The organism is Streptomyces sp. NPDC001393 (assembly GCF_053597455.1).
In genome coordinates this window covers 13,251-29,772 of record NZ_JBSFIH010000045.1, presented here as the reverse complement: position 1 = coordinate 29,772, position 16,522 = coordinate 13,251, and the positions used below count along the sequence as shown (strand labels likewise).

Below are 16,522 nucleotides of genomic sequence, written 5' to 3'. Positions count from 1 at the left end.
GGCCAGTTGGGGTCACCCCGGTGGGATCGTCAACGCATGCCCTGCCCAACCGGCGGCTCGCCGGCCGGACCGCACCCGCGCGGGCCGCGTTGTCACCAGCCGTGACCGCCACTGTTGTGAAACAAGGCCAGGACGGTGGTGGCCGCGATGAGCGCCTGAGTGAGGCGGAGTTCGCAGAACAGCGCCGTCAGGGCGCAGGCGAGCGCCGCGTACCACGGCATCGACCACGGTGCCGTGAGAATCCAGGCGAAGGCGAGCGCGAACGGAACGGTGACAACGGAAGGGGCCTCCGCAGGGAGGTGTCTGTGCAGCAGCACGGCCAGTCCCAGCATCAGCGCGGGCCAGAGGATACTGACGCTTGTCGCAGCGCCACCAGGACCGACGACAGTGCTGGCGAAGTCGTCGAACACGGCCCACAGCGAAGGCCTGGACACCATGTGCGAGGCCGCGGCAAGCGGATCAAGGGCATGCAGACCGTACATGGCGTACAGGACGGTCAGCGTGAGCACGGCCGCGCCCGCCACGCGGACGGCCCGCTGCCAGGCGCCGCCGCGCAGCAACGGCCACATCAGACCCACGCCGACCAGAGCGGCACTGATCTTGACGGCGCAGACGAGGCCGACCAGTCCGCCGACCGCCAGGTCCGCGTGGCAGCCGCGTGCCTTGCGCGCCAGGTGGACGGCGCTGACGGCCAGGGCCGCCACGAGGGTGTCCAGATGGCCGCCCCCGACCAGTACGCCGATCAGCAGGGGGTTCGCACTCCAAAGGAGCGCCGCCCGGACCGGGTCGTCGGCGGCCCGGATCAACAGGTAGCCGGTGCCGAGGAACGCGGCAGCGTTGGCAAGCATCAGTGCCCATACCGTCAGCCACGGCTGGTCACCGCCGACGAACGCCGCAGCGGCCTGCCACCACGTGGCGACCGGCCCGTACACCGACGGGGTGTTGCGCCACGCATCGCTCACCAGATGGGCGTACAGGCCGCCCAGTTGGGCCGGTGTCGTCACGTACGGATCGCCGCCGAGAGCGGCGATGCGGCCGTAGGCGGCGTAACTGGCGGTGTCGGACGAGCCGATCGGGGTGAGATCCGCGACCAACAGCACGGCGCATGCTCCGGCACGGAACAGAGTGCCGGGGTCGGGCCTCCACCCCTGGGTGTGGGCGTGGAGCAGGAGGAGCGTTCCGACGCAGGACAGCACTATGGCGACTGACGTGGCCGCCTCGGAGACGGCACCGGACATCGACGGCAGGTGGAACCAGGTGATCGGCGTCCTGAGCGTGTTGCGGTTGGGTGCGCTCGCACCGACCAGCCCGAACAGCAGAACGCCTGCCCCGGCCATCGACAGGGCTGTGCGAGGCCGGGGCGGTCCGTCACCGGTCAGAGCCCCGGATGCGGCTGTCCTGCCTCGGTCCGCAGGGCGAAGAACCCATCCGTGGTTGTCAGTCGTCAAGGTCAGCCTCTGGGTCGTACTCGGTCATGGCTCTTCCGCGCACGGACGATCCCTGGAATCGCCTTGCCGGCGCGGCAGTATGCGTCAGGGCGGCCTCGTGGACGGCGCCGCCGGGTCGGCTGCTCCATGGCAGGGCAGCGACCGACCCGCAGGCCGGACTCTTGGCCGTTCCCGCTGACGGGCACAACGGTCGCCGCTGCTACAACGTTGCGACCGGCGACGAGTGAGCCGTTTGATCATGTGTCGGGATGCTCGCCCGTACCCGTCTTCGCATGCCTGCGCCCTGTTCAAAAACTTGGTCATGGCCGCCGGAGAGCTGCGACCATGTGCTGGTGCGGCGCTGCGGTATCACGGCTGGAGGCCTCAGCCCAGCAGCCGGCCGCGTCCACACCGCAGCCGGCATCCTCGGACATGTCGGGGCACGATCACCGATCTGCTTCCTCCGGCCCGGTACTCCGGCGGCTGCGCAGAAACTCCAGGAGAAGCGGGGTCAGTGACACGACGACGATCAGCGCGACCAGCGGGAGCAGGTAGTGGTCGACGTTCGGGATCGATGAACCCAGCGCGTATCCGGCGAGGATGATCCCCACGGACCAGACCAGGCCGCCGGCCACCTGCCACAGGGTGAAGGTCCGCGCCGGAACCTCCAGCGCGCCGGCGATCGGGTTGAGGACTGTACGCACCACCGGGATGAACCGGGCCAGCACGACCGCCTTGGCGTGTCCGTACCGCTGCAGCAGTTCCTCGGCCCTTTTGACTCCCTCGTGCAACCGCGGCGACCGGCTGCGGGAGATCAGCGCCCCGCCCGCCTTGCGACCGATCAGGTACCCGCACTGCGCCCCGGCCAGTGCGCCGACCGCCGCCACGACCAGCAGCGGTGCCAGTGACAGCTTCACCGGCCGGTCCGCTGCTCCCGTGCACAGCAGGCCGGCGGTGAACAACAGGGAATCGCCCGGTAGGAAGAACCCGATCAGCAGCCCCGTCTCGGCGAACAGCACTGCGCCGACGCCCAGCACGCCGAAGGCGGCCAGCAGCGACTGGGCGTCGAGCACGTTCACGGCGAGTTGGGACGCCAGGTGCAGCGTGGGGGTCATAAGGCCCAAGCCCTTCTGTGGGAACGGAGTTACCGCGGTGGCGGAGGGGTGTGCGACTACGACGAAACGGACCGGCCGCGGGAGTGCGGACGATGAGCAGCCGAGGGAGGTTCGTGACGGATCGCCTCCGACAGCGGCCATCCATGGTCACTCAGCCGTCCGACCCCGTAACCCCGCTCCTCGCACGTGTCGAGGATCAGGGGAAGTGCGCCGAGGGCCGAGTGCCAGGCGCCGGGGGCGGAGGTGCAGTCGGAGTCGTGGAGGAGGATCGTGCCGCCGCCGTCCAGGTCGTCGGTGACGGTGCGGTGGACGGAAGCCGGGGTGGCCCGTGCGGTCCAGTCCTCTCCCCAGGCGGTCCACAGGACCGGGGTGAGTCCGAGGCGGCGGGTCGCGAGGTGGGCGGCGGTGGACATGACTCCGTACGGGGGCCGGAAGAGCGTGGGCGGCCGGCCGGTCAGGTCGGCGACGAGGTCGCGGGCCCGATCGAGGTCGTCGTGGGTGGCACGCGGTCCACGCAGGAGCAGGGGGCGGTGCAGCCAGCCGTGGATGCCGATCTCGTGGCCGGCGGCTGCGATCTCCCGGACCAGGGCGGGAGAGCGGCGTGCCTCGCTGCCGAGGAGGAAGAAGGTGGCGTGCACCCCGCGGTCGGAGAGCAGTCGCAGGAAGGACGGGGTGGAGCGGGGGTCGGGTCCGTCGTCGAAGGTGAGGGCGACGTGGTCGGGGCGGCCCCGGCCCGACAGTCGGGGCATCAGGCGGTTGCGGAGCGGCCCGAAGGTGGAGATCACGGGGGCGGCGTGGGCGGCGGCGAGAGCGGGCAGGGCCGCGGCCGCGGCCGAGCGCAGCGTGCGGGGGAGGTTCACGAGTGCTGTTCCCCCTGCCGGTGGGTGTGGTGGCCCGCGAGGCGGTCCACCAGGCCGTTGCCGATGGCGTGCATGAGGCCCGGACCGTCGTACGTCGTCGCCGTCCCCGTGCCGACGGCGCATGCCCACACAGCGGTGGCCATCGCGGCGGTGGCAGCCAGTCGACGCGGCCGCCTCCGCCGCGGCAGCGGGGGCTTTTGATCCCCGTCGCAGAGGCCCGTTCGATGGACGCGTGCGATCTCGGCCGCCGGGCCGCTGTCCGGGGCCTGGGCGAACAAGGCGAGGCCGGTCGCGCGCTGTTGCTCGCCGAGCGGACCGCCGATCAGGTCGCACAGCACCGCTTTGAGGTCGGCCGGGTCACGCACCCATACCGCCGCACCCGCTTCGTCCAGGGCGGCCGCATTGGTCAGCCCATGTCCCGGTATGCAGCGGTAGCTGGCGACGGGCAGACCCGAGGCGAACGCCTCCAGCGACGTGAGCCCGCCGGCGTTCTGGACGAGGACGTCCGCGGCGTGCATCAGGCTGGGCATGTCGTCGACCCAGCCGTAGGCGTGCTCGATGCCGTCCGCGCGCAGTTGCTCGGCCAGGGCCTCGTTCCGGCCGCACACGACGACCGGGACGGCGGCGCCGCAGTCGCGCAGTTCGAGCGCGACCTTGCGGACCGGTCCGACGCCCCATGACCCGGCGACCAGAAGGGCGAGGGGGGCCCGCTGCGGCAGCCCGAACGCCGCGCGCGCCCGGGCCCGCTGCTCTGCGCCGCAGGGGTGGAACCGCGGGTCGGCGACCGGGCCGCACACCCGCACGTCCCGCGCCCCTGCCGTCCGCGCCTGGGCAGCCGGCACGGCGTGGGCGGCCAGGTGGACATCCACGCCGTCCGCCACCCACAGCGGATGCACGGAGAAGTCGGTCAGGTACGTCAGGACGGGAATGTGCAGGCGCTTCTTCAGGCGCAGGTTGCCCAGGACCCGGCTGGCTCCCGGGTAGGTGGAGACCACCGCTCCCGTGCCCTGGGGAAGGGCACGCAGCACCCGGTCCTCGGCCGTGCGGAGCAGTGCACGCGCGATCGGGCCGCCGCCTCCGGCGCGCTCGGTGCTGGAGTAGATCCGCTGATAGGCCCATGGCGCGCGGACGAGCATCCGGTGGTAGCCCTCCTGGACGGCGCGGCCCAGCTGGGCCGGCAGCAGATCCAGCAGGTCGAGCCGGTCGACCGTGAAGCCGTCCGCCGTGAGGCGTCGGGCGAGTTCGGCGGCGGCGCCGTCGTGACCGGCTCCGACGCTCGCGGAGACGACGGCGATCCTGCCTGCGTGACGCGTCGCGGCCCGCTGCTGCGGAATCGCGCCCGCGAGGGCGACTCCAGGCGCCGTACTTCCGGCGTGGGGCATGGGCTTTCCTCCGCAGCGTGAAGGGAGCGAGAGAACTCTACGAGATGTAGTAGTCCGATCTTTGAAGGCGGAGCATACCTCCTACAAGTAGTAGTTGGCTGACGGGTAGCCTGTACGGAAGCGAACGGAGGAAGGCGGACGGTGGAGGACCACAGGCACGGGGGCACCCGAGGGACAGCCGGCAGGCGGGCGCGCGGTGAGCTGGAGAGCGATGTGCTCGCCGCGCTCTGGGCCGCCGACGGGCCGCTGACAGCACGCCAGGTCCGGGAGCAGTTGCCGGGCGACCTGGCCTACACGACGGTGCTGACGATCCTGACCCGGCTTCATGAGAAGGGCATGCTCGTGCGGCACCGTGAGGGTCGCGGATACGCCTACGAGCCCGCCCGCGACGAGGCGTCCCACACCGCCCAGCGCATGCACTCCCTGCTCGAGGGCGGCTCCGACCGCGAGGCCGTGCTGGCCCGGTTCGTGTCGGAACTGTCGGCGCAGGACGAGCACCTGCTGCACCAACTGCTGTCCGGGCACGACGAGACACCCGCCGAGGGTGAGCGCTCCCGCAGGAAGCGGTGAGCCGGATGCTGATCAGCGTCTACATTCCGTTCGTGGTCACGGCCGTGCTCGCCGCACTCGGGCCCCGGCTCGCGCGCCGGCTGCCCCCGCGCCCCGCCGCCTGGGCGCTGGCCTGCGCAGCAGTCGTGACGGCGATCGGCTGGGCAGGGTCACTCGCCCTGCTCGCCTTCACGGGCGTGGCGCAGGTCCCGCAGGTCGCCGCCGAGGGCCGCTGGTCCGTGGCAGCGCTGCGCGCCGAGGACCCGGTGTACCGCATCGTCGCGGCGGCAAGCACCCTGGTGCTGCTGGTCGGCATGGTCTCGCTGGTCGTGGCCGCCGTACGGCAGGTCCGTCACCTCGTGCGGGCGCGGCGGGAATGCGCCCATCTTCCCGGAGACACCCAACTGGCGGTGGTGGACGACGACGTCCCGCTGGCCTTCGCCCTGCCTGGCGCCCCGGGACGGATCGTGGTCTCCCGGGGGATGCTGCGCTGTCTCGGCCACGCCGAGCGCGAGGCTCTGCTCGCACACGAGCGGGCGCATCTGTGTGGTCGGCACCATCTCTTCGAGAGCGTGTGGCGGCTCGCCGCGGCGTTGAACCCGCTGCTGCGGCCGTTGGTCGCCGCCGGTGGTTTCGTACTGGAGCGCTGGGCCGACGAGGAGGCCGCCGAGCGGGTCGGCGACCGCAGGGTCGTCGCCCATGCCGTCGGGCGCGCGGCTCTCGCATCGGCCGGAGTGCCGCGTCCCGCCGCCCTGGCCGTGACAGGCGGGGCGGTGCCGCAGCGGGTGCAGGCCCTGCTGGCCCCGCCTCCGGTACGTCGACGTCTGCCCCTGGTGACGGGGGGCCTGCTGCTGGCGGTCTGCTGTGCCAGCCTGGCCAACGCCGCATCCGACAGCGACCACATGGTGGACAGTGCGCAGTGGGCACAGTGCGTGGTCCAGGCCGGTCCTGCCGGCTCGGCGATGCAGCACCGGCACCCGTCCGGCCCCTGCTGTGGCGGCCATGAGCGGCACAAGCGCAGGGAGCACCGACCGTAACGGTGCGGCCGCCCTCACCCGGTCGCCGAGCGGCACGGCAACGCCGTGGGGCGAGCTCCGCGCGGACACAGAGCAGTTCCCTCAGCGGGCGGCGGCGAACGGCCAGAGCCCGCCCTTGCGGGCGCCGCCGCATCGGCCTGCTTGCGGGCAGTCAGTTACCACAAGGCGCTGTGGACGCCCGGGAGCTGTGAGCGTCCCGCTACGCACGTCGGCCTTGGCCGCCGAAGGTGGGACCGGGCGTGGGCGAGGTGCCCCCCGTGGTGCCGCCGCCGGTCGTGCCACCGCCACCCGTGCCGCCGCCACCGGTGCCGCCGCCCGACGTGCCACCGCCGCTGGTACCGCCGAGCAGCCCACCACCACCCGTACCGCCGGCCGCCCCGCCGGTGCCGCCGGCGCTGGTGCCGGAGGTGTCCGTCGGGCTCGGGCCGGGGCACTGCTTCCTGTGGTGGCGGCACGCTCCGGTGGAGGGGCTCGGCGTGGCCGGTGTGGTCGGGGTGGCCTGCGGCGTGCTCGCGGTGGGGGTGGGGGTGGGCGAGGGGGCGCCGTTCTCGTCGGTGCCCTTGCCCAGTTGCGGCGCGGGCGGGAACTGCTGGACGGGCTGGCCCTGGAGGGCGTCGGTCATGTAGCCGGTCCACACCTCGGTGGGCATGTCGGCGCCGAAGACCTTGGAGAAACCGCCGACGCCCTTCATCGACTGCAGCCCGGAGTTCTTCGGGTCCTCCTTGAACATGCTGACGGACGTCACCAGTTGGGGTGTGTAGCCGATGAACCAGGCGGACTTGTAGTCGTCGGTGGTACCGGTCTTGCCGGCCACCGGGCGGCCCAGGGCCTGGGCGTGGGTGCCCGTGCCGCTCTTGACGACACCCTGCAGGACGTCGGTGACGGTGTCGGCGGTCGAGGCGGGCATGGCCGTGGTGCCCTTGGGCTTGTCGAAGCCGGGCACTTGCTGGCCATCGGCGATGACCTTGGTCACCGAGTACGGCTCGTGCTGCACGCCGCTGTCGTCGAAAGTGGCGTACGCGTCGGCCATACGGATCGCCGAGGGGGTGGAGGTGCCGATGTAGAAGCCGGGGGTGTCGAACTGCAGGCTCTTGCGCAGCAGACCCGCCTTGAGGGCTTCGTTCTCCACGTTGGTGTAGCCGACGTACTCACCGAGCTGGACGTAGGGGGTGTTGACCGACTGCTCCATGGCCTTGCGCAGCGTGATGTAACCCCACTTCGTGGGAACGTCGTTGCGTTGGTGCAGGAGCCCCGTGGGGTCGCCGGAGTCCGGCATTTCCTGGCCCTGCTGGTTCTTGATCGTGATCCCGTCGTCGCCGTTGAACTTGGAGTCCGGGGTGATCGTCGAGGGTGGCTGACCCGGGGAGAGTACGGCGCCGTTGTCGAGGGCCGCGGCCAGGTCGACGGGCTTGAAGGTGGAGCCGACCGGCACACCGGTGGCGTCGGCGTTGTCGGTCCAGTGGCCCTTGTCCCAGCCCGGCCCGCCGTACAGGGCCACGACGGCGCCGCTCGACGGATCGATCGACGCGGCGCCGACCTGGACGTCCTTGTCGGCCGAGCGGTGCGCGGGGTCGAGGTGCTTCTTCTCCATCGCCGCCACGGACGCCGACAGCGCGTTCACCCTCTTCTTGTCGAAGGTGGTGTAGATCTGGTAGCCGCCGCGGCCGAGCTGCTGCTCGGTGATCGACGAGTGGGCCTCGACGTACTTCTTCGCGGTGTCCACCAGATAACCGGTCTGCCCCGACATCCCCGCCGACGGCGTGTACGGCTTGGGCGTGGGGAACCCGGCGGCCAGGTACTGCTGCTCCTGGGCGTCGGTGATCTTGTGGATCTTGGCCATGCGCTGCAGGACGTACGTCCAGCGCGCCGTGGCCTGGGCCTTGGCCTGCGGGTCGGTGTCGGCGTGCATCAGCAGGCTCGGCTCGTTCACCGTGGCGGCGATGAACGCGCCCTGGCTGACGGTCAGTTCGGAGGCGTGCTCGTGGTAGTAGACCCGGGCCGCGGCCTCGATGCCGTAGGCGTCCCGCCCGTAGTAGCAGCTGTTGAGGTACCCCTGCAGGATCTGCTGTTTGGACATCTGGCCGCCGATCTTCAGGGAGATCATGATCTCCCTGAGCTTGCGGGTGACCGACTGGTTCTGGCTGAGGTAGGTGTTCTTCACGAACTGCTGGGTGATGGTGGACCCGGACTGCACCTCACCACCCGTGGCCATGTGGTAGACGGCCCGGAGCATGCCCTGCATGTCGACGCCGGGGTCGGTGTAGAAGGTCGCGTTCTCCGCGGCGAGGAAGTCCCACTGGACCAGCTTCGGAACCTGGGCGAGGTCGACGTTCTGCCGGTTGGTCGACCCCTGGGTGGCCATCACCGAGCCGTCGGACCAGTAGTAGGTGTTGCTCTGCAGCTGCGTGCTGGGATTCGCGCTGGGGATCGTCGTCGTGGCGTAGGCGTAACCGAACAGCCCCAGCAGGCCGCCGAAGAACAGCAGGAAGGTGCCGAACACCTGCTTCCAGGAGGGCAGCCACCGCCGCAGGCCCCGCTTGCCCGCCCGCGGGTAGTCGATGAGGCCGCGCCGGCCGGAACGCCTGGTGTTCGGACGCCGGTTGTCCGCCCTCCGACGTCCCGCTCGTCCGTCATCGGCCTGGGCGGCCCGGACGCCGTACCGCGAGTCGTCAGGGCCGTGCGGCCCCGTCCTGCCGGACGGCCTGCGCCGGTGTCCGCCCATCTTCGCCACTCCTCGACCTGGCTCGAGCCCGCACGTCACCGCGAAGCCGCACCCGCCACACCGATGTGGTCTGCGACGGGTGCCCTGGACCGGCGCGGACTGAAGCTCCAGTTTCCTACAAAATGTAAGACTAACCGGTGCCCGGACCGCGTCGGCAACCGCCTCTGGGCAAAGCCCCACGACGCGTAGGATCGATCGTGGCGCGCGTACGGGAGGCAGGCGCGCGTACGGGCGGCACAGAAGGGGTCGGGCATGGCTCACGACAGCGAGGGCGAGCACGCCGACCGCCGGGCGAGCGGGGCTCTGGAGGCCGAGATCATGGCCGTGCTCTGGGGCTCCGGCAGGCCGATGACCGCCGCCGCCGTGCAGGCCGCCCTCGCACCGGGGCTCGCCTACAAGACCGTGCTGACCGTGTTGGGGCGACTGCACGCCAAAGGGATGCTCGAACGCCAGCGCGCCGGACGGGCCCACGCCTATCTCCCGCGCCGGGAAGCGGCCGAGGCTTCCGCCGAGCAGATGAAGACCGCGCTGGACCGCGGCCACGATCGCACTGCCGTGCTGCAGCGCTTCATCGAGGCCCTCGACCCCGCGGACGAGGCCGCGCTGCGCGCCCTGCTCGGTCCTGGCGACTGACGCAACCCGCGAAGGGACGGTCTGTTCCGGGGCACGGGTGCCCTGCGCGCGGCTCCGCTCGGCGTCAGAACAGATGGAGAACGTGCAGGCAACGGGCGAAGTCCGAGGTGACCTCGGCGAAGGCCACACCGGTCAGGGCGGTGACCGCCACGGCGGGCGAGACCGCGCCCCAGTGACTGGTCGGACGTTCGGCCTGCAGAGCGCCGACGCGCGCCGTGACCTTGTGCCGCAGATAGGCAAGGACGCCTTGCGGCTCCCGCGCTCGGGTGGCATCGGCGATCGCGAGTGCGGCGCGGGCCAGAGAACGGGCGGCTAGCAGACGGCTGCCGGTCGTCCGCGCGGCTTCCTCGTCCGCCCAGCGTTCGATGTGGAAGGCGATGAGGTCGCGCACCGGCCGCAACAGGGGGTTGCAGGCGGCCGCCGTCTCGGCGATCGCCGCGTAGAGGTGGTGTCGGTGGAGCAGATGGGCCCGTTCGTGAGCGAGCAGCACCGCCTGTTCGTCGGCGGGCAGGGCGCGCAGCATGGCGGAGGTCACGACGACTCGCCGTGACCTGCCCGGCAGCGCGTAGGCGTCCGGCCTGTCCGCCTCGATCACCACCAGGTCACCGGCGGCCGGCCGTTTTCTCAGCGGAGCGAGCCCGCGCAGCGCCGACCGTCGGCGCCGTAGCACCGTGAGCGCCCTGAGCAGCGACACCGCAAGCAGTCCGGCCGCCAGCGCGCCCAGGACGTTGGGAACCGGGTCGTCATGCGCGAGGGCGACAGGGCTGCTGTGAGCCTGGTCCTGGAAGGCGTCGGTGCGGCCCAGTCCGCCCACGGTGACGGCGGTCATCCCCCACACCAGGGCGGCCGTCGCGACGAGACTCAGCAGGGTCAGGGCGCGCACCGCGGCAGCGGGGGCCAGCCGGCGTCCCAGCTGCGGACCGAGCAATGCCAGGACGACCGAGGCCAGGAGAAGCAGGTAGACGGTGATGTGCACAGCGGCTCCGGTCGGATTCGGTTCCGGACGCCGCGGGAGGCGCGCAGCGCCGACGCACGCGTGCGGCGCGCAACGCCCATTCCTTACATGTGGCGGCCCAGTAGAGCACGGTTGGTCGCTCGTTCGACGTGCGTCAGGTAAGACTCGAGTGAGTTCTTCAGCCTCGAACACTTGATGCACGGAGCAGTGAGGCGCCGGCCGTCGGCCCTACGCATCCGGTCTCGCTCGGCATCACTCATTGGTCTCACATAGTGTGGGAGTTCATTTGCACGAAGGAGATCAGAGGTGTCCAGCGTGAACGATGGCGTCGTGACGGTGGTGGTCATCACCTACAACGACGCCGAACGAGTCGCAGAGGCGGTCACCTCGGCTCTCGCTCAGGGGGATGCGGTCGGCGAGGTGGTAGTGGTCGACGACGCGTCCACCGACGACACGCCCCACGTGCTGGAACGGCTCGCAGCCGCCGACCCTCGGGTACGTGTCGTACGCCGGGCCGGCAACAGCGGCGGGTGCGGAACCCCACGCAACGACGGTATCGACGCGGCCCGCTTCCCGTGGCTCGTCTTCCTCGACAGCGACGACGTGCTTCCCTCGAAGGCCGTGGACGCGCTGCTCGCCGTCGCACGGCGGCACGACGCCGATGTGGCAGCCGGTCTGTGTGTACGGCGCGAGCTGCCCGGGGGACGTGAGATCCCCTGGCAGCAACAGCTGTTCACCGCGGAGTCGGTGCACGACGGCGTGGCCGGGCGCCCCGAGACGCTGTGGGACACACTGTCGGTGAACAAGATCTACCGCCGGGAGTTCCTGCTGTCCCGGCGGATCCGGTTCCCCGACGGCGCGGCGCACTACGAGGACTTCGTCTTCACCGCGCGTGTCTACGCGGCCCGCCCGCGCCTCGCCGTCACCCCCGAGACCGTCTACGTCTGGCATGTGCGCTACGGCACCGGTCAGGCCTCGATCTCACTGCGCCGGGACCGGATTCAGAACTGGCAGGACCGGGTCGCCGCGCATCAGCAGGTGCTGGAGATCATGCGGGACAGCGGTGAGCGGGATCTGCTGCTCGCGGCGCAGACCAAGTTCCTGGAGTTCGATCTCGCCGTCTACCTGCGTGAGCTGCCCCAGCGTGCGCCGGAGTACCAGGACCTCTGGTGGCGGATCTCCCGCGAGCACGTACGCGCCTTCGAGGAGGAGGCCGTGTCCCGGGCCACACCCGCAGCCCGCTGGCGCACCGCGGTCCTGCTCGGCCGCGAGCGGCAGGCCGCCGGTCTGCGACGGCTGGCCGAGCTGGCGGCCGACCCGCCGCGGCTGTCGCCGCCGTACGCCGGTGACCCGCGGCGACCGCTGTGGGACGAGGTGACCTCCGCCCCCGACGGGGCGGACGAGATCGTGCTCGACGGGCTCGCGGACGCCCCGATCGAGCAGCTCCCGTGGTACGTCGCCGCGGATGTGAGGGCAGGGCGTCGGCTGCTGCTCGAACTACGGCTGCCCGAGCTCTACGGCAGAACCGCGCACGCCGGCCCGCAGAGGGCGATCGTCGCGTTCCGGCACCGGGTGACGGACGCGGCGCACCGGTGCGAGGGGGTGTGGGAGGCGGTGCCCGGCGGCGCGGGCCGGCGTGCCGTCGTCGCCGTCGACGCGGGGGCGCTCTGCGAAGACGGCGCGATCACCACATGGGACGCCTGGGTGACCCTGGCCTTCCGGGACGGCGCGACGGTCACGAGGCCGCTGCGCGCCGGATCAGGGCTCAGGCGACTGGTGCGGCTCGGCCGGCGGGGGCGGGTGCTGCTGATCCAGCCGTATGCCACCCACAGCGGGGCTCTCGCCCTGCGCGTCGCCGATGGCCTCGCCGGAATGCGCACCGTCGTCGCAGGGCGACTCGCCCGCCGCACGCGCCGTTGACCGGCGACGTGTTCAACCCCTGGCCGGGGTGAGGCTGTTGGAGTCGGCCGCCTCCCCCAGGAAGACGCTGCGCACGACCCGCTCGGCCGCGCGTCCGTCGTCATGGGGGCAGAAACGGTCCCGGAACCCGGCGAGCCGCTCCGCCGCCCGCGGCCCCGTGTGCTCGCCGCTCCGGAACACCTCGACGAGTGCTTCCTGCGTGGTGGCGACGGCGCCGGGACCCTCGGCGAGGAGGTCGAGGTAGACCCCGCGTGAGCGCCGGTACTCCTCCCAGTCGGGCGCGTAGATCACGATCGGCCGGTCCAGGACGGCGTAGTCGAACATCACGGAGGAGTAGTCGGTGATCAGGACATCGGAGGCGATGCACAGGTCTTCGATGGACGGGTGGGACGAGACGTCCACGACGCCCCGTGACGAGGAGGTCCCCGGGAGCTCGAAGTAGTGCGAGCGCACCAGCAGGACATGGTCGTCACCGAGTTGGTCGGCGAACTGCCGCACGTCCAGGACGGACGCCGTCTCGTCCTGGTGGTCGCGGTGGGTGGGGGCGTAGAGGACCGCGGTCTGCCCGGGGGCGATGCCGAGTTCGCCCCGTACCCGCTGCACCCGGTCGAGTGAGGCGTTGACCAGCCGGTCGACGCGCGGGTAGCCGGTTTCGAGCACCTCGTAACCACCGGGGTAGACCCGGGTGAACACCTCGGTGGTGTGCGGGTTCGGCGAGACCAGGACGTTCCACCGGCCGCACTGCTCCACCAGCCGGTCGAAGTTCATGCCGCGCGCGGCGGCGGGGTGGTCCCGCAGGTCGGTGCCCATCTTCTTCAGCGGGGTGCCGTGCTGTGTCTGCACCAGCACCGCGCCACGCCGTTTGGGCAGCTCGTACGGGAAGTTGACGTTGTTGACCAGGTACTTGGCCCGTGCCATGGTGCGCAGGCAGCGGGGGGTTCCCTCCACCACGTACTCCACGCCCGGCGGGACGGAAGCCGTCCTGTCCTTGGCGACCACCCACACTCCCCGGATGCCGGGCGCGAGTTCGCGGGCCTTCTCGTAGATGGCCGCGGGATTGCAGGCGTAACCGCGGTTCCAGTAGGCGGCGTAGACGGCCAGGGTGTCGTCGGCGGGAAGCCGCAGGCAGGCGCGGTAGTAGGCCCGCCGCAGCGCCGTCGCCGCGAGCCGGGGTGTCCGGCGGGCCGCACCGCGCGCCCGGCCGAGGGCGGTACGAAGGGCGAGGCGAAGCCGGTTCACCGGCTCCAGCGCCGCGTAGGCGGGATAGGCCCCTCGCTCCACCAGCCGGTACTGCACGCCGCGGAGCCCGGACGGGTAGGTGTAGTCACGCGGCCGGAACCGCCGGAAGTGCTCCGCCGCCCGGAGGAAGAAGTCGCGCCGCAGGTGCTGCGGCACCAGGCCGGGGGTGGCGAGCACGGTCGTCGCATGGCGCACGGTGCGGTCGAAGACCGCCTTGCGGAACGGCTCGGCGGTCGTGGTCGCGTCGTCGATGAAGGCGAAGATCCGCTCGTACTGGCCGAAGAGATCGAAGTGCTTGGGGCTGGAGGTGTTGGTGATCGCGCCCTGACGTCCGCGCCGGTAGTGGTAGCAGACCCGGTCGAGCATGCTGATCCGGCGCGCCGCGAGCAGCGTGGGATAGGTGACGGAGATGTCTTCGTAGTATCCGTGCCCGAAGTCCAGGTCCAGGCCGAGCAGGAAGTCCCGGCGCAGCACTCTGCTCCACGCGGTCATGACGAGGTCCAGGGTGCTGGGCCGCTCCGCGAGCGTGAACGTCTCGGGAGCGTCCCGGAACAGGTGCGCGCGCACGTTCCGCTGCACGCTTCCGTCCGGGTTGACCAGACCATGGTCGACGAGAAGCACGTCGGGACGGGTCCGCCGCAGCCGCTCGGCGACCGCGGACAGCGCCCCGGTGGTCAGCCGGTCGTCGCTGTCGACGAACCAGACGTAGTCACCCTTGGCCCGGTCCAGGCCCTCACCGCGCGCCCGGCCGAGTCCGACGTTCTCCGGCAGGTGCACGACGCGCAGCCGGGAGTCCCTGGCCGCGTACGCGTCGAGCAGGGCACCGCTGCCGTCGGGGGAACAGTCGTCCACGGCCACCACCTCGATGCCCTCGAAGGACTGCGCCGGTCCGAGCAGGGAGTCCAGGCATTCCGGCAGAAATTCCTCCACCTGGTACACCGGCAGGACGACGCTGATGAGCACCTCCCCCTCGGACGGCTGGGTGGCCAGGCTGTCCCTTGTTGCCATGTGTCCTCCAGACGTGTGTCGGTGTCTGCCGTGCGTGACCGGACCTGCGACCGACCAACGCCCGTACGGTTTCCCCCCGCAGGTCCCGCGAAGGTCGCGGGACGCGCGCGCCGGACGGAATGTCGTGCCGTTCGCGCCGACCCGACGCGATCCACCGGCTCGCGTTCGCCGGGCACACCTATGCGCTGGGAAACGCGGCAGTCCCGAGCACAGGGTAGTCCTACGATGTGTAGGACTACCAGTGAAGGCCGGCGACCGGTGGGGATGCCGGCCGACTCAGGGATACCCGGAAACGTGATCAGCGCGTCGGGAACCCGTCCAGGACACCACCCGAATGGATGACCTGTGACGGCCAGGGATGTCGGCTGCCCCGGCGCAGGGGATGTGCCGGGGGCAGCCCGTCGTCCCGGTTGTTCAGCCGAGTGAGGTGAGGAGCGTGTTGAGCGCCTTGACCTCGGTGGCCTTGTCGGGGTTCGGGGCACGCAGCGCCTTCAGGACCTGGTCGATCTCACTGTCGAGGAAGTGCCACGACTGCTCGCTCTTGGGCTCGAGAGTGGGCTGGCCGTCGTCCCAAGCGGTCTCCAGGTCAGTCACTCGGGTAGTCGCGGCCGACTGGTTGCCCGAGTTGAGCTTGGCCAGGGTGTCAGCTGTGATCGTGCGGAACTTCGCGATCTCAGCCGGCGGGAAGGGTGCCGTCGCCTGCTTCGGGGTGAGGTGCGTGGTGACAGGTGCGGGCGGGTCGGACTCGCTGGCCGCGGCCGCGTGCGGCTGGCCGTGTGCCCAGACGAGAAGCGCCGCGGTCGCGACCGCCACGACGGCGTAGTAACCGAGCATGATCCGCTCACGCGCCGGGTTCAGCGCTCGTGGGGCATCGCTGAGGTCCTGGGTTTCGATGACATCGCTCCGGCTGAGCGTGAGGTACACGACCGTGGCGAGGATGGCGACGAGGAAGATCACGCTGGTCACCGCGGTGCCGAGGCCCAGGCCGCCGTCGCCGCTGGACGAGCCGAGCCAGTCGCCGAGGTTGGCGCCGAGCGGGCGGGTGAGGATGTAGGCCAGCCAGAAGGAGAGCACCGCGTTGGCGCCGAGGCGCCAGCCGACGACGATCGCGACGATCAACCCGAGGGGCAGGAGCACGGAGACGCCCGCGGTCCAGCCGGTCAGGTCCAGGGTCCAGTCACCGGTGGCGGTGCCGAGGGCAAACGTGACCAGGACCGCGAGCCAGTAGAAGAGCTCACGGGGACGGGTGGTGATGGTGTGGACCGACAGGGTCCGCTCGCGCGCGTACCAGACGCCGAAGACAACGGCGAGGACGACGGCGAACACACTCGTGCTCAGCGCGAGGGGAACGCCCTGGCTGTCGGTGAGGATGTCGGTGTAGAGAGTGCCGGTCACGCTCACCACCACGACGGTGAGCCAGTACACGAACGGGATGTAGCGCTTGGTGCTGAGCTGCCAGCCCAGGACGCCTGCGAGAACGACGGTGAAGATCAGTGCGGTGTTGATCAGGCCCACACCGAGGTTCATGTTGATCCAGTCGGCGAAGCTCTCGCCGACCGTGGTGCACAGGATCTTGATGATCCAGAACCAGATCGTGACCTCGGGAACCTTGTTCAGCATCTGCCCGGCAGGCGTCCGAAGACGCCCGGCGGAGCGGCGGTGAGAGGCCGCCCCG

12 protein-coding genes are annotated in these 16,522 nt (G+C 71.1%); 4 read left to right on the top strand and 8 right to left on the bottom strand.

Translation table 11 applies throughout. The features are described 5' to 3' along the window. Positions 1 to 92: 92 nt before the first annotated feature. The 4 genes from ACWC2T_RS34260 to ACWC2T_RS34245 form a co-directional block, all read right to left on the bottom strand. Positions 93 to 1,337 carry a hypothetical protein gene (locus tag ACWC2T_RS34260; RefSeq protein ID WP_450674231.1) on the bottom strand — a complete coding sequence of 415 codons (1,245 nt, stop codon included), beginning with the start codon at positions 1,335 to 1,337 and terminating at the stop codon, positions 93 to 95. Between the two features lie 536 nt (positions 1,338 to 1,873). Next, positions 1,874 to 2,542 (bottom strand): DedA family protein, encoded by a 669-nt coding sequence (locus ACWC2T_RS34255; protein WP_450674230.1) that lies wholly within the window; start codon positions 2,540 to 2,542, stop codon positions 1,874 to 1,876. Positions 2,543 to 2,598: 56 nt separating this feature from the next. After that, on the bottom strand, positions 2,599 to 3,402 hold the full coding sequence (locus ACWC2T_RS34250; RefSeq protein ID WP_450674229.1) for a polysaccharide deacetylase family protein: 804 nt from the start codon (positions 3,400 to 3,402) through the stop codon (positions 2,599 to 2,601). Next, on the bottom strand, positions 3,399 to 4,784 hold the full coding sequence (locus tag ACWC2T_RS34245; protein WP_450674228.1) for a glycosyltransferase: 1,386 nt from the start codon (positions 4,782 to 4,784) through the stop codon (positions 3,399 to 3,401). The genes ACWC2T_RS34250 and ACWC2T_RS34245 overlap by 4 nt, the downstream gene beginning before the upstream one ends. A gap of 141 nt (positions 4,785 to 4,925) precedes the next feature. Here ACWC2T_RS34245 and ACWC2T_RS34240 point away from each other — a divergent pair, with 141 nt between their 5' ends. Then, complete coding sequence (locus ACWC2T_RS34240; protein WP_450674227.1) at positions 4,926 to 5,354, top strand: BlaI/MecI/CopY family transcriptional regulator; 429 nt, start codon at positions 4,926 to 4,928, stop codon at positions 5,352 to 5,354. A gap of 5 nt (positions 5,355 to 5,359) precedes the next feature. Then, complete coding sequence (locus ACWC2T_RS34235; protein ID WP_450674270.1) at positions 5,360 to 6,370, top strand: M56 family metallopeptidase; 1,011 nt, start codon at positions 5,360 to 5,362, stop codon at positions 6,368 to 6,370. Between the two features lie 199 nt (positions 6,371 to 6,569). Here the strand turns inward: ACWC2T_RS34235 and ACWC2T_RS34230 are convergent, their stop codons facing one another. Then, a complete protein-coding gene (locus ACWC2T_RS34230) occupies positions 6,570 to 9,092 on the bottom strand; it encodes a transglycosylase domain-containing protein (protein WP_450674226.1) in 2,523 nt (840 codons plus the stop codon). Between the two features lie 252 nt (positions 9,093 to 9,344). On the opposite strand from ACWC2T_RS34230, the gene ACWC2T_RS34225 reads away from it, so the two are divergent. Further along, entirely contained in the window at positions 9,345 to 9,725 is a 381-nt protein-coding gene (locus tag ACWC2T_RS34225) for a BlaI/MecI/CopY family transcriptional regulator (RefSeq protein ID WP_450674225.1), read from the top strand. Positions 9,726 to 9,789: 64 nt separating this feature from the next. Here the strand turns inward: ACWC2T_RS34225 and ACWC2T_RS34220 are convergent, their stop codons facing one another. Next, on the bottom strand, positions 9,790 to 10,701 hold the full coding sequence (locus ACWC2T_RS34220) for a M56 family metallopeptidase (protein ID WP_450674224.1): 912 nt from the start codon (positions 10,699 to 10,701) through the stop codon (positions 9,790 to 9,792). Positions 10,702 to 10,986: 285 nt separating this feature from the next. Between ACWC2T_RS34220 and ACWC2T_RS34215 the strand changes: the two genes are divergently transcribed. Continuing rightward, positions 10,987 to 12,600 carry a glycosyltransferase gene (locus ACWC2T_RS34215; RefSeq protein WP_450674223.1) on the top strand — a complete coding sequence of 538 codons (1,614 nt, stop codon included), beginning with the start codon at positions 10,987 to 10,989 and terminating at the stop codon, positions 12,598 to 12,600. A gap of 12 nt (positions 12,601 to 12,612) precedes the next feature. Here ACWC2T_RS34215 and ACWC2T_RS34210 read toward each other — a convergent pair whose 3' ends face one another. Together ACWC2T_RS34210 and ACWC2T_RS34205 are read right to left on the bottom strand one after the other, a co-directional pair. Continuing rightward, entirely contained in the window at positions 12,613 to 14,847 is a 2,235-nt protein-coding gene (locus ACWC2T_RS34210; protein WP_450674222.1) for a bifunctional glycosyltransferase/CDP-glycerol:glycerophosphate glycerophosphotransferase, read from the bottom strand. A 414-nt stretch (positions 14,848 to 15,261) separates the two neighbouring features. After that, complete coding sequence (locus tag ACWC2T_RS34205) at positions 15,262 to 16,467, bottom strand: COG4705 family protein (RefSeq protein WP_450674221.1); 1,206 nt, start codon at positions 16,465 to 16,467, stop codon at positions 15,262 to 15,264. Positions 16,468 to 16,522: the final 55 nt, after the last annotated feature.

Bases quoted from the DNA above. Each gene is read 5' to 3' on its own strand.
- ACWC2T_RS34245 (WP_450674228.1), bottom strand. From the start codon at position 4,784: ATGCCCCACGCCGGAAGTACGGCGCCTGGAGTCGCCCTCGCGGGCGCG.
- ACWC2T_RS34260 (WP_450674231.1), bottom strand. From the start codon at position 1,337: ATGGCCGGGGCAGGCGTTCTGCTGTTCGGGCTGGTCGGTGCGAGCGCA.
- ACWC2T_RS34210 (WP_450674222.1), bottom strand. From the start codon at position 14,847: ATGGCAACAAGGGACAGCCTGGCCACCCAGCCGTCCGAGGGGGAGGTG.
- ACWC2T_RS34255 (WP_450674230.1), bottom strand. From the start codon at position 2,542: ATGACCCCCACGCTGCACCTGGCGTCCCAACTCGCCGTGAACGTGCTC.
- ACWC2T_RS34205 (WP_450674221.1), bottom strand. From the start codon at position 16,467: ATGCTGAACAAGGTTCCCGAGGTCACGATCTGGTTCTGGATCATCAAG.
- ACWC2T_RS34235 (WP_450674270.1), top strand. From the start codon at position 5,360: ATGCTGATCAGCGTCTACATTCCGTTCGTGGTCACGGCCGTGCTCGCC.
- ACWC2T_RS34225 (WP_450674225.1), top strand. From the start codon at position 9,345: ATGGCTCACGACAGCGAGGGCGAGCACGCCGACCGCCGGGCGAGCGGG.
- ACWC2T_RS34230 (WP_450674226.1), bottom strand. From the start codon at position 9,092: ATGGGCGGACACCGGCGCAGGCCGTCCGGCAGGACGGGGCCGCACGGC.